Origin of the sequence: Pedobacter sp. D749, from assembly GCF_019317285.1 — a bacterium.
Lineage (GTDB): Bacteria > Bacteroidota > Bacteroidia > Sphingobacteriales > Sphingobacteriaceae > Pedobacter.
In genome coordinates this window covers 651,534-665,758 of record NZ_CP079218.1, presented here as the reverse complement: position 1 = coordinate 665,758, position 14,225 = coordinate 651,534, and the positions used below count along the sequence as shown (strand labels likewise).

The following is a 14,225-nucleotide window of genomic DNA, read 5'->3' as shown; positions in this document are numbered from 1 at the left end:
CAAGCAATGAAAAAAATAATTATTGGCATAATCATGCTATTATTCGGGGTTTCATCTTGTTTTATACTTACTAATCAGAAAAATTCTTCAAAAAAAAAGTCATTTTATGACAGACCTACCTTAAGTTTACCCTTAGCATTCTGTGGATATCTTATTCCTTTAAGTATCATTATCATCACCGCAGGTACCGGAGATATTCTTTCTAAAAGACAGAAAAAAAAGAGAATTTATTATAAAACCAGATCTTAATTATTCAAATCGCTAAACATTAAGGGTTCGTTTAAATTTTATCCTTACCCTACTTCCTTTCACACTGAGCCTCCCGATATCCAGGTCGATCGTTGACTACTTACTTAATATTAAAAATAAGTTCTCCTATAGGGCAACTACTAACCTATTTTTTCCATTCTTACGAGAAGCCTTTTCCGCTGAAGAAGCGATGTATTTAATAGGAATGATAGCTTTATAAGCTTTTATAATGATTTCAGTAAAGTAAACTGAAAGAATGACTTACAAAATATTTCCCTTCTATTGAAAACTTGTAATAATGCACCTAATTTCACCCCGGATGAGGATGGAAATAAATGACAAAGTGGATCTTTACAGTTGGAAGAAAATACTGATTATAAAAAAAGGGCTACACCAATTTAATGGTGCAGCCCTTTTAAAAAATATGAATTTTATTAAGCTTCTACTTCTTCTTGTTTCGAAGCTAATAATTTATCGTATTCTTCCTGAGAACCAACGATGATTCTTTCGTAACCACGTACACCAGTACCTGAAGGGATTAAGTGACCAACGATCACGTTTTCTTTCAAGCCTAACATATTATCGCGTTTACCTGCAATAGCTGCCTCATTTAATACTTTCGTAGTTTCCTGGAACGAAGCCGCAGAAATGAACGATTTAGTACCTAATGACGCACGTGTAATACCTTGTAAGATAGAACTTGCAGTTGCTGGTCTTGCATCTCTAACCGTGATCTGTTTTAAATCTTTACGTTTTAATTGAGAATTTTCATCTCTTAATTTACGTAATGAAACAATTTGACCTGGTTTGATTTCTGTCGAATCACCTGCATCTTCAACCACTTTCTTGTCGTACATCGCATCGTTCTCGTCGGCAAAATCCCAACGGTCAACAGCATTGTTTTCTAAGAAAATAGTATCACCCGGATCTTCAATGTGAACTTTCTGCATCATCTGGTGAACAATTACCTCGAAGTGCTTATCGTTAATTTTCACACCTTGTAAACGGTAAACCTCTTGAATACCATTTACTAAGTATTCCTGAACCGCTGCAGGGCCTTTAATTGATAAGATATCCGCAGGAGAAATTGAACCATCTGATAACGGCATACCTGCTTTCACAAAGTCATTATCCTGTACAAGGATGTGTTTAGACAATGGAACCAGGTATTTTTTAACTTCACCATCTTTTGATTCGATTGTGATCTCACGGTTACCACGTTTAACGCCACCTAAAGTTACCACACCATCAATCTCAGTTACTACAGCTGGGTTAGATGGGTTACGTGCTTCAAATAATTCGGTTACACGAGGTAAACCACCTGTAATATCCCGGGTTTTACCAGTTGCACGAGGAATCTTAGCGATAATCTGACCAGTTTGGATGGCTTCACCTTCATCAACTGAAACGTGGGCTCCTACCGGAATGTTATAACCTTTGATGAATTCACCTTTCTTATCAACGATCTGAACTGAAGGGTTTTTCGTTTTATCACGTGTATCGATAATTACTTTTTCACGGTGACCAGTTTGCTCATCTGATTCTTCACGGAAGGTTACACCTTCAATAATGGCATCAAATTGTGCTTTACCGGCAAATTCTGATAGAATAACCGCGTTGTACGGATCCCATGAACAGATTTTATCACCTTTAGTAAGTTTATCACCTTCTTTTACGAACAAGAATGCACCGTAAGGAATGTTGTTGGTTACAATGATACGTCCGGTTCCTGGTTCAACAATTTTGAACTCACCTGAACGACCTAATACTACCTGAACTGTTCCTTCTTCTGTTTGTGTATCTACAGTACGGATATTTTCGAATTCGATTACACCATCAAACTTAGCTACGATGTTAGATTCTGCAGCAATGTTTGATGCAGTACCACCCACGTGGAAAGTACGAAGTGTTAACTGTGTACCCGGCTCACCGATTGATTGTGCTGCAATTACACCAACTGCCTCACCTCTTTGAACACGTTTACCAGATGCCAGGTTACGACCGTAACATAATGCGCAAACACCACGTTTGTTCTCACAAGTTAATACCGAACGGATTTCGATACCTTCTAATGGAGACTCTTCGATCAGTTTAGCAACATCTTCGTTGATATCTTCGCCTGCACTTACTAACAATGTGTTATCCAAAGGATTATAAACATCATGTAATGAAGTACGGCCTAAAATCCTGTCGTATAATGGCTCAACAATATCTTCCTGATCTTTCAACGCAGTTGTGTACATACCTCTTAAAGTACCACAATCAACTGAGTTAACAATCATATCCTGTGCAACATCATGTAAACGACGGGTTAAGTAACCCGCATCAGCTGTTTTTAACGCCGTATCTGCCAAACCTTTACGCGCACCGTGAGTAGAGATAAAGTACTCTAATACCGATAAGCCTTCTTTAAAGTTTGATAAGATCGGGTTTTCAATGATATCACCACCTGAACCAGATTTTTGAGGTTTCGCCATCAAACCACGCATTCCGCAAAGCTGACGAATCTGCTCTTTAGATCCACGTGCACCTGAATCAAGCATCATGTAAACTGAGTTAAAACCTTGGTTATCTGAAGATAACTGAGTCATAACGAAAGTAGTTAACCTGTTGTTGATACGGGTCCAGATATCGATAATCTGGTTGTAACGCTCGTTGTTGGTAATGAAACCCATGTTATAGTTGTTTCTTACCTCTTCAACTTCTGCAGCTGCCTGTTCTAATAAAGTATGTTTTTCTACCGGAATGTTTACGTCTTGTAAGTTGAACGATAAACCTCCCTGGAATGCCATACGGAATCCTAATTCTTTGATATCATCTAAGAACTGAGAAGCACGTGCCATACCAGTCATTTTAACTACCTCACCGATAATATCTCTTAACGATTTTTTAGTTAATAACTCATTGATATAACCAACTTCTTCAGGAACCATTTGGTTGAATAATACTCTACCAACTGTTGTTTCAGTTAATTTATTAACGATCGATCCATCATTTTGCTTCACATTTACCCTTACTTTGATAAATGCATGCAAGTCTAATTCTTTCTCGTTATAAGCAATAATAACTTCTTCCGGAGAATAGAAATTCGAATCCTGTCCTTTTACAACTCTGGTTTCATCTGTTCTACGGCCTTTAGTAATATAGTAAAGACCCAAAACCATATCCTGTGATGGTACTGTAATTGGCGTACCATTTGCAGGGTTTAAGATGTTATGTGCGGCCAACATCAATACCTGGGCTTCCAAAATTGCTGCGTTACCTAAAGGTAAGTGGACAGCCATCTGGTCACCATCAAAATCGGCGTTGAATGCAGTACAAACTAACGGGTGTAACTGGATTGCTTTTCCTTCAATTAATTTTGGCTGGAAAGCCTGAATACCTAGTCTGTGTAGCGTAGGTGCACGGTTTAATAATACCGGGTGACCTTTTAATACATTTTCTAAGATATCCCAAACTAATGGATCTTTTCTATCAACGATTTTCTTAGCAGATTTAACTGTTTTTACCACACCACGCTCAATCATCTTACGAATAATGAACGGTTTGTAAAGCTCAGCAGCCATATCTTTAGGAATACCGCACTCGTGTAATTTAAGGCTAGGCCCTACAACAATTACCGAACGAGCTGAATAATCCACACGTTTACCTAATAAATTCTGACGGAAACGACCTTGTTTACCTTTCAGGATATCTGAAAGTGATTTCAAAGCACGGTTACCTTCAGTTTTTACCGCGTTAACTTTACGTGAGTTATCGAATAACGAATCTACAGCTTCCTGCAACATACGTTTCTCGTTACGTAAAATTACCTCTGGTGCTTTAATCTCGATCAAACGTTTTAAACGGTTGTTACGGATAATTACACGACGGTATAAATCATTTAAATCGGAAGTAGCGAAACGACCACCTTCTAATGGCACTAACGGACGTAGTTCTGGTGGAATAACCGGAACGATTTTAACAATCATCCACTCAGGGCGATTCTCAATACGTGTATTAGCACCACGGAAAGCTTCAACAACCTGAAGACGTTTTAAAGCCTCATTTTTACGTTGCTGAGAAGTTTCGTTAGCTGCCTGGTGACGTAAATCATAAGATAAAGTATCTAAATCAATACGTTTTAATAAATCTTCTAATGCTTCAGCACCCATTTTGGCGATGAATTTATTAGGATCTTTATCATCTAAGTATTGGTTTTCTTTAGGTAATTTATCTAAGATATCTAAATATTCTTCTTCCGTTAAGAAGTCCATATAGTTGATACCTTCTTCAGCCATTAAGCCTGATTGAATAACTACGTAACGCTCGTAATAGATAATTAAATCTAATTTTTTAGTAGGTAAACCTAATAAATAACCGATTTTGTTTGGTAAAGAGCGGAAGTACCAGATGTGTGCAACAGGAACCACTAAAGCAATGTGTCCCATACGCTCACGACGTACTTTTTTCTCCGTTACTTCAACGCCACAACGATCGCAAACAATACCTTTATAACGGATACGTTTGTATTTACCGCAATGACATTCGTAATCTTTTACCGGACCAAAAATACGCTCACAGAACAAACCATCACGCTCAGGTTTGTAAGTACGGTAGTTAATGGTTTCTGGTTTCAACACCTCACCGCTTGAGCGTTCCAAAATAATTTCTGGAGACGATAAGCTAATCGTGATTGATGTGAAATTGCTTTTTAATTTATTATCCTTTTTGTAAGACATATCTTTTTGTTTTTAGTAGCAAGTACTTAGTATCAAGTATCGAGATTGAATTAACCTTCTTGATACTCGATACTTTATACTTAATACTTAGTCTAACGTAATATCTAAACCTAATCCGCGTAACTCATGTACCAATACGTTGAACGATTCTGGTACACCTGGCGTTGGTAGGTTTTCACCTTTAACAATGGCTTCGTAAGTTTTGGCTCTTCCGATTACATCATCAGATTTAACGGTTAAGATCTCCTGAAGAATATTAGCTGCACCAAATGCCTCTAATGCCCAAACCTCCATCTCACCAAAACGCTGACCACCGAACTGGGCTTTACCACCCAATGGTTGTTGTGTAATTAATGAGTATGGTCCGATTGAACGGGCGTGCATCTTATCATCAACCATGTGACCTAATTTCAACATGTAGATAATACCTACAGTTGTAGTCTGATCGAAACGCTCACCTGTTAAACCATTGTATAAGTAGGTTTTTCCTGAAGCAGGAACTCCTGCTTTAGCGATCCATTCTTCAACCTCCTGGTGGGTAGCTCCATCAAAAATCGGTGTCGCAAATTTAACACCTAATTCCTGGCCTGCCCAAGCTAAAATAGTTTCGTAGATCTGACCAAGGTTCATACGTGAAGGTACACCCAGTGGGTTCAACACGATATCAACCGGAGTACCATCAGCTAAGAAAGGCATATCTTCATCACGTACAATACGTGCAACAATACCTTTGTTACCGTGGCGACCCGCCATTTTATCACCTACTTTTAATTTACGTTTTTTAGCTACATAAACTTTTGCCATCTGTACGATTCCTGAAGGAAGCTCATCACCTACACTGATCGCGAATTTATCGCGTTTGTAAGCACCAAGTTCTTCGTTAACACGGATACCGTAGTTGTGAAGCAACATTTTAATCATCTCGTTTTTATCATCATCAGTAGTCCATTTGTTAGGGCTAATGTGATTATAATCAAGTTCAGCTAAAATTTTCTGAGTAAATTTAGCGCCTTTAGCAACTAATAATTCTTTGTAAATGTTAAATACACCCTGAGATGTTTTTCCGTTTACAATGGTGAATAATTTGTCTACTAATTCTGCTTTTAATTTCTCAGTGATATTGTTATATCCTTTGTCTAATTTCTCAATTGCCGATTTTTCTTCAGCTTTTGTAGTTTTTTTAGCACGGCTGAATAATTTAGTATCAATTACTACACCCTGGATTGAAGGAGGAGTTTTTAAAGACGCATCTTTAACATCACCTGCTTTATCACCAAAAATTGCACGTAGTAATTTCTCTTCCGGTGAAGGATCAGATTCTCCTTTTGGAGTGATCTTACCAATTAAAATATCACCTTCTTTTACATCAGCACCAATACGGATAATACCGTTTTCATCAAGGTCTTTAGTAGCCTCTTCAGAAACGTTCGGGATATCTGGTGTTAATTCCTCTTCTCCACGTTTAGTATCACGTACTTCTAATTCAAACTCTTCAATATGCAATGAAGTGAAAACGTCATCACGAACAATACGCTCGTTAATTACAATCGCATCCTCAAAGTTGAAACCTTGCCAAGGCATGAATGCCACTTTTAAGTTTCTACCTAATGCCAATTCACCATTTTCAGTTGCATAACCTTCGCAAAGCACTTGTCCTTTAGTAACTTTCTGACCTTTCTTAACGATTGGTTTTAAGTTGATACAAGTATTCTGGTTGGTTTTTTTGAATTTAATTAAACGGTAAGTTTTGCTATCACCTTCAAATGAAACCAAACGATCATCTTCGTTACGCTCATATTTAATGGTAATTTCGTTAGCATCAACATACTCTACAACACCGTCACCTTCTGCGTTGATCAAAGTTCTTGAATCACGTGCAACGCGACCTTCTAAACCTGTACCTACAATTGGTGCTTCAGGACGCAACAATGGTACGGCCTGACGTTGCATGTTCGATCCCATCAAAGCCCTGTTCGCATCATCATGTTCTAAGAACGGAATTAACGAAGCAGCGATTGAAGTAATCTGGTTAGGCGCAACGTCCATTAAGTCTAATTTCTCAGGCTCAATAATCGGGAAGTCACCCTCATAACGCGCTTTAACACGTGGCGTGGTAAAGTTACCTTTATCATCATACTCTGCATTAGCCTGAGCAATGGTTTTACCATCTTCATCTTCTGCAGATAAATAAATAACGTCTGAATCAACAACTACTTTACCATCTTCAACACGTTTGTATGGTGTTTCAATGAAACCTAAATTGTTGATTTTTGCATGCACACAAAGTGATGAAATCAAACCAATGTTTGGTCCCTCTGGAGTTTCAATAGTACATAAACGACCATAGTGAGTATAGTGAACGTCACGTACCTCGAAACCGGCACGCTCACGTGATAAACCACCTGGACCTAAAGCCGATAAACGGCGTTTGTGAGTGATCTCTGCTAATGGATTCGTTTGATCCATGAACTGAGATAACTGGTTAGTACCAAAGAAAGAGTTGATCACTGATGATAACGTACGTGCGTTAATCAAATCAGTTGGGGTAAACACCTCGTTATCGCGAATATTCATACGCTCACGGATTGTTCTGGCCATACGGGCTAAACCAACACCAAATTGTGCGTACAATTGCTCACCTACCGTACGTACACGACGGTTAGACAAGTGATCGATATCATCCACCTCTTCTTTTGAGTTGATCAATTTGATCAGGTATTTCACAATTGCAATAATATCTGCTTTTGTTAATACTTTAACCTCATCAGGGGTATTCATTTTTAATTTACGGTTGATGCGGTAACGACCAACATCTCCTAAATCGTAACGTTTATCCGAGAAGAATAAACGATCAATGATACCACGGGCTGTTTCCTCATCAGGTGGTTCTGCGTTACGCAAAGCACGATAGATGTTTTCTACAGCTTCTTTTTCTGAGTTTGATGTATCTTTCTGTAATGTATTATATATAATGGTATAATCTGCCTGACTTGCGCCATCTTCTTTTGATAAGATGATGCTTTTTACGCCAGCTTCGATAACCATATCAATGTGTTCGTCTTCTAAAACGGTTTCTCTTTCAAGAATCACTTCATTACGGTCGATAGAAACTACCTCACCAGTATCTTCATCAACAAAATCTTCAACCCATTTTTTCAATACCCTTGCAGCCAGTTTACGACCGATGTATTTCTTTAAACCCGATTTACTAACTTTTACTTCGTCAGCAAGATCAAAAAGTTCTAAGATGTCCTTATCAGAATCGTAACCGATAGCACGTAATAAAGTGGTAACCGGGAATTTTTTCTTACGATCGATATACGCATACATCACGTTATTAACGTCTGTAGCGAACTCGATCCATGAACCTTTGAAAGGAATAACACGTGCAGAATACAATTTGGTTCCATTTGTGTGACGGCTTTGACCGAAGAACACACCTGGAGAACGGTGTAATTGCGAAACGATAACACGTTCTGCACCGTTGATAACAAACGTACCTTTTGGTGTCATATACGGGATAGTACCTAAGTACACATCCTGGATAATAGTTTCAAAATCTTCATGTTCTACATCATTACAAGAAAGCTTCAGCTTTGCTTTTAATGGAACATTGTAGGTTAATCCACGCTCAATACACTCGTGTATATCGTAACGTGGCGGATCAACAAAATAATCAAGAAACTCTAATACGAAGATATTTCTTGAATCTGTTATTGGAAAGTTTTCAGCAAACACTTTAAACAAACCTTCGCTAGAGCGATCGTCTGATGTGGTATCTATCTGGAAAAATTCTCTGAATGATTGCAATTGCACATCCAGAAAATCCGGATAGTCTATAATGTGCTTACTAGTTGCAAAATTTACTCTTTGTTCGACTGTCTTTGCCAATGGACTAAAAGATTTTAGTTTAAGAATAAACTATTTGTTTGGTTTCGTTCTAACCATGCTCATTAACCAAACAAAATGAGATGTTTATAAACAGGTAAAGACACCGACATTTTCAGTCGGTGTCTGATACATTTTTAGCTTAGCTAAGTTAAGTGATTACTTAATCTCAACTACTGCTCCAGCTTCTTCTAATTGTTTTTTAAGAGCTTCTGCTTCGTCTTTAGTAACACCAGCTTTTAATTCTTTTGGTGCTCCGTCAACTAAGTCTTTTGCTTCTTTCAAACCAAGGCCAGTTAAGTCTTTAACAAGTTTCACAACTGCTAATTTAGCGCCACCAGCTTCTTTTAAGATAACATCAAATGATGTTTTTTCTGCAGCAGCAGCAGGTGCATCACCACCAGCAGCAGGACCAGCAACTACAGCAGCAGCTGCAGGCTCGATACCATACTCGTCTTTTAAGATTTGAGCTAATTCGTTAACTTCTTTAACGGTTAAGTTTACTAATTGCTCAGCAAACGATTTTAAATCTGCCATTTTATTAAGATTTTAAAAATTTACGTAAAAATAATTTTGTTTTATTGCGAACTTAAGGTGTTCGTTAACCTTCTCTCTCTTGTAGAGTTTTAACAATTCCTGCAATTTTGCCTCCGCTTGATTTAAGCGCAGATATAACATTCTTAGCTGGTGATTGTAATAATCCAACGATATCTCCGATAAGCTCTTCTCTTGATTTCAAGCTTACTAAGTTATTCAATTGGTCATCGCCAACGTATACTGATGAATCTATAAATGCTGCTTTAAGCAATGGTTTATCAGATGTTCTTCTCAAAGCTTTAATCAACTTAGCCGGAGCGTTTGCTGTTTTTGAGAATAATAATGATGATGAACCTTTAAGGGCTTCGTATATCTCAGAAGCATCGCCATCTAAACCTTCAATCGCTTTGCGGATTAAAGAGTTTTTAGCTACTTTCATGATGATATCACCTTCGAAACATTTGCGGCGGATGTTGTTAATCTGCTCAACAGAAAGGCTAGAGGTATCAGCAATATAGAAATTGCCATACTCTTGCATTTGTCCTTGTAGTTCTAAAACTACTTCGTTTTTTTCTTCTCTGTTCATGATTAAATCCCCGCTACTGATTTTGTTTCAATTGCAATTCCAGGACTCATTGTAGAAGACACGTGAATGCTCTTAAAATAAGTTCCTTTAGCAGCAGATGGTTTTAATTTTGAAATTACCTGAATGATTTCAAGTGCATTCTCATAAATTTTATCTGCTGGGAATGATACTTTCCCTATTGAAGCGTGTATAATACCGCTTTTGTCTACTTTAAAATCAATCTTACCTGCTTTAACCTCTGTTACAGCTTTACCAACTTCGTTAGTTACTGTACCAGATTTTGGATTTGGCATTAAGTTCCTTGGACCTAAAACGCGGCCTAATTTACCTACTTTTGCCATACAAGCTGGTGTTGTGATAATAATGTCTACATCGGTCCAACCACCTTCAATTTTAGCCACATATTCGTCTAAACCTACGAAGTCTGCGCCGGCTGCTCTTGCTTCTTCTTCCTTATCAGGAGTTACCAAAGCTAAAACACGAACAGTTTTACCTGTACCGTGTGGTAAAGTAGCAATACCACGTACCATTTGATTCGCTTTACGCGGATCAACACCTAAAGATACATCAATATCAACTGACGCATCGAATTTAGTGGTAGTGATTTCTTTTACCAAAGCAGCAGCAGCCTGTAAAGTATAAGCTTTACCAGCTTCTATTTTAGCGTGTGCCTTTTTTTGATTTTTAGTTAATTTCGCCACTGTTGTAAACTGTTTTTTAATTAATTGTTCCAGGGTGCGTCACCAGAAACGGTGATTCCCATACTGCGTGCTGTTCCAGCAACCATACTCATTGCAGATTCGATTGTAAATGCATTTAAATCAGGCATTTTATCCTCAGCAATAACTTTAATCTGGTCCCAGGTCACCGACCCAACTTTTTTACGGTTAGGCTCAGCAGAACCACTCTGTAATTTAGTAGCATCTTTTAACTGGATAGCTACCGGAGGGGTTTTGATGATGAAATCGAATGACTTATCAGCATAAACAGTAATTACAACTGGCAATACTTTACCTGCTTTATCTTGGGTACGAGCGTTGTACTGTTTGCAAAACTCCATAATGTTCACCCCTTTAGCACCTAATGCAGGTCCTACTGGTGGCGATGGATTTGCCGCTCCGCCTTTGATCTGTAATTTGATCATTGCACTGACTTCTTTTGCCATTTTGTGTTTTTTGTTTATTTAAAACTCAATGTTAAATATTGGAAGCATGTAACATTTAATTCCTTAGAGCTCCTATAAAGCTTAAAGGACTGCAAAGATATGGATAATCTTACATTACTGCAATAGATAAGAAGAAATATATTTTATTATCTAGCAACTACCGCTTATAAGTTTAAAAATAAGCTGTCGCAGATAAATTAATAGTGAATTTATTTCTCTGCTAAGATACTTATAATCTGTTTTAGTTCTCCCACTATTTCTTGATCAGATAATATTGTTGATGTTTTGGGTTTCACGATACTTTTTATCACTTTTCCATCATACAGATAATAACGTGTTTCAGTAGTACTTTTTATTTTAAAATCTTTCAGGTACATTGGCTTATCGTAAAATATTTCTCTTCTGAATACGAAGAATAAGCCCTTACTATTAAGATAATAGTCTTCCTCTGCCTTACCCATTTCGCCGTAAAAAGTACAATGTATCTTTTTTAGAATATTTTTATCATAATAGCCGGTTACCTCTCCACCTTCTGCCGACATGTCGGGTGCATCCTTAGTTTTCTTTCGGTAAAACCTTAAATCTTTATTGATTGCCGAAAAGTCTGATTGTATTTTTCTGATAACGGTTGGAGTATCAATCGACGTTTTGATTGAATGATGACTTGCACTAAAACTATCAACGCCATAAAAAAACATACAAATCAAAAATAGAAGAAGTCCTTTCATAGCCGTTATGGTTTTTAAAACATCGATACCTTATTAAAGATAAACTAAAACCACTAGTGTTAATAAATTAAAATCGATGTAAAACAAAAAAGACCTCAGAAAATAAATCCTAAGGCCTTTCAAATATTTTAAATAATTTTTTACTCTTTTTCTACCTGCATGTAGTTAAGCTCAAGAGGCGTCTTACGACCAAAGATTTTAACCATCACTTTCAGTTTTTTCTTCTCTTCGTTTACCTCTTCGATAATACCTGAGAAACCGTTGAAAGGTCCATCCATAACTTTAATACCTTCGCCAACATAGTAAGGCACATTCATGGTTTCACCCTGTTCGCTCATTTCATCAACCACACCTAAAATACGGTTAACTTCTGCCTGGCGCATTGGAATTGGATTACCGGCTTTATCACCTAAGAAACCAATAACGCTATTAATTCCTTTAATGATGTGCTCCAGCTCACCATCAAGAGTAGCTTCGATTAAAACATAACCAGGATAAAAGTTACGCTCTTTGGCAATTTTTTTACCATCTTTCATCTGGTAATATTTTTCCATCGGGATTAATACCTGTGGAACCAAATGAGAGAAACCTAAACGGCTGATCTCAGCATCAATGTACTGTTTTACCTTCTTCTCTTTACCGCTAACAGCCCTTACAACGTACCACTTTAGATCGCTCATTAGTAAATATTAATTAGAAAGTGATTTATAAAAAGTATCTAACACAAATGTAGAACCTTTATCCATTGCAAAAATAACCAATGCAATAATTAAAGAAGCCACCAATACAAGAATTGCAGAACTTTGCAGTTCGCCCCATGTAGGCCATGTAACCTTATTGGTCATTTCATCGTACGATTCTTTTATAAACTCAACTACTTTAGCCATATTTAATTTATTGAATGACTGAATGAGTAAATGAGTGAATGATAATATCCGAAAGTAAACTTTCAAATTCAATCATTCACTCATTCAATTACCCAACCATTGTTTTGAGCACGGGAACAAGGATTCGAACCCTGATCAAAGGTTTTGGAGACCTCTATTCTACCGTTGAACTATTCCCGTATTTAGAAAGCAAAGTGCTTAAGTGAACTCAAACACTTTGCTTTCAGTTATTTACCTGAAACCCTTAAGGGGTTTGGGTTTATTTTAAAATTTCAGTTACCTGACCAGCACCTACTGTTCTACCACCTTCACGGATAGCGAAACGTAGACCTTTTTCCATTGCGATAGCGTTGATCAACTTTACAGTGATGGTAACGTTATCACCTGGCATTACCATCTCAGTACCTTCAGCTAGTGAAATCTCACCAGTAACATCTGTAGTACGGAAATAGAATTGAGGACGGTATTTGTTGAAGAATGGAGTGTGACGACCACCTTCTGCTTTTGATAATACATATATCTCAGCTTTGAAATCAGTGTGAGGAGTTACTGAACCTGGTTTACAGATTACCATACCACGACGGATATCAGTTTTCTCAATACCACGTAACAATAAACCTACGTTATCACCAGCTTCACCATAATCTAAGATCTTACGGAACATCTCAACACCAGTAACTGTAGATTTTAAGTTCTCAGCACCCATACCTAAGATTTCAACAGGATCTCCAGAGTTGATTACACCACGCTCAATACGACCAGTTGCTACAGTACCACGACCAGTGATCGAGAATACATCTTCAACAGGCATTAAGAATGGAAGATCAGTTAAACGTGGAGGAATTGGAATGTAGCTATCAACAGCATCCATTAATTCCATAATTTTTGCTACCCATTTAGCATCTCCGTTCAAACCACCTAAAGCAGAACCTTGAATAACAGGAATATCATCACCAGGGAAATCGTAGAACGATAATAATTCACGAACTTCCATTTCTACTAATTCTAATAATTCAGGATCATCAACCATATCCACTTTGTTCATGAATACAACCAATGAAGGTACACCAACCTGACGAGCCAATAAGATGTGCTCACGAGTTTGTGGCATTGGACCATCAGTAGCAGCAACAACGATAATAGCACCATCCATTTGAGCCGCACCTGTAACCATGTTTTTAACATAATCCGCGTGACCTGGACAATCTACGTGTGCGTAGTGACGGTTTGCAGTTGAATACTCAACGTGCGCAGTATTAATAGTAATACCTCTTTCTTTTTCCTCTGGAGCAGAGTCAATTGAATCGAATGAACGTGCCTCAGATAAACCTGCATCAGCTAAAACTTTTGTAATAGCTGCTGTTAAAGTTGTTTTACCGTGATCGACGTGACCGATTGTACCGATGTTTAAGTGCGGTTTACTACGGTCAAATTTTTCTTTTGCCATTTTATTTATAACTAATT

10 protein-coding genes and 1 tRNA gene are annotated in these 14,225 nt (G+C 37.6%); all 11 read right to left on the bottom strand.

Features of this window, described 5'->3' with window-relative positions; genetic code table 11:
• Positions 1-683: 683 nt before the first annotated feature.
• The 11 genes from rpoC to tuf all read right to left on the bottom strand — a co-directional run bounded on the left by rpoC (position 684) and on the right by tuf (position 14,208).
• Positions 684-4,970 carry a DNA-directed RNA polymerase subunit beta' gene (gene rpoC / locus KYH19_RS02710; RefSeq protein WP_121282524.1) on the bottom strand — a complete coding sequence of 1,429 codons (4,287 nt, stop codon included), beginning with the start codon at positions 4,968-4,970 and terminating at the stop codon, positions 684-686.
• 87 nt (positions 4,971-5,057) lie between these two features.
• Entirely contained in the window at positions 5,058-8,861 is a 3,804-nt protein-coding gene (rpoB, locus tag KYH19_RS02705) for a DNA-directed RNA polymerase subunit beta (RefSeq protein WP_121282522.1), read from the bottom strand.
• A 156-nt stretch (positions 8,862-9,017) separates the two neighbouring features.
• The gene (gene rplL, locus KYH19_RS02700) at positions 9,018-9,395 is read right to left on the bottom strand and encodes a 50S ribosomal protein L7/L12 (RefSeq protein ID WP_029279312.1); all 378 of its coding nucleotides are present in this window, start codon (positions 9,393-9,395) and stop codon (positions 9,018-9,020) included.
• Positions 9,396-9,459: 64 nt separating this feature from the next.
• Positions 9,460-9,981 carry a 50S ribosomal protein L10 gene (gene rplJ / locus KYH19_RS02695; protein ID WP_108200815.1) on the bottom strand — a complete coding sequence of 174 codons (522 nt, stop codon included), beginning with the start codon at positions 9,979-9,981 and terminating at the stop codon, positions 9,460-9,462.
• 2 nt (positions 9,982-9,983) lie between these two features.
• Complete coding sequence (rplA, locus tag KYH19_RS02690; RefSeq protein WP_116250007.1) at positions 9,984-10,682, bottom strand: 50S ribosomal protein L1; 699 nt, start codon at positions 10,680-10,682, stop codon at positions 9,984-9,986.
• A gap of 20 nt (positions 10,683-10,702) precedes the next feature.
• Positions 10,703-11,146 carry a 50S ribosomal protein L11 gene (rplK, locus tag KYH19_RS02685; protein ID WP_010601094.1) on the bottom strand — a complete coding sequence of 148 codons (444 nt, stop codon included), beginning with the start codon at positions 11,144-11,146 and terminating at the stop codon, positions 10,703-10,705.
• A gap of 209 nt (positions 11,147-11,355) precedes the next feature.
• Entirely contained in the window at positions 11,356-11,874 is a 519-nt protein-coding gene (locus KYH19_RS02680; RefSeq protein WP_219077462.1) for a hypothetical protein, read from the bottom strand.
• A gap of 140 nt (positions 11,875-12,014) precedes the next feature.
• Entirely contained in the window at positions 12,015-12,554 is a 540-nt protein-coding gene (nusG, locus tag KYH19_RS02675) for a transcription termination/antitermination protein NusG (RefSeq protein WP_025143263.1), read from the bottom strand.
• 9 nt (positions 12,555-12,563) lie between these two features.
• Positions 12,564-12,761, bottom strand: a complete 198-nt coding sequence (gene secE, locus KYH19_RS02670) for a preprotein translocase subunit SecE (RefSeq protein WP_025143264.1) — start codon at positions 12,759-12,761, stop codon at positions 12,564-12,566.
• 109 nt (positions 12,762-12,870) lie between these two features.
• A tRNA-Trp gene (locus tag KYH19_RS02665) sits at positions 12,871-12,941 on the bottom strand.
• Positions 12,942-13,020: 79 nt separating this feature from the next.
• Positions 13,021-14,208, bottom strand: coding sequence for an elongation factor Tu (gene tuf, locus KYH19_RS02660; protein ID WP_057932476.1), 1,188 nt, complete (start codon positions 14,206-14,208; stop codon positions 13,021-13,023).
• Positions 14,209-14,225 lie beyond the last annotated feature (17 nt).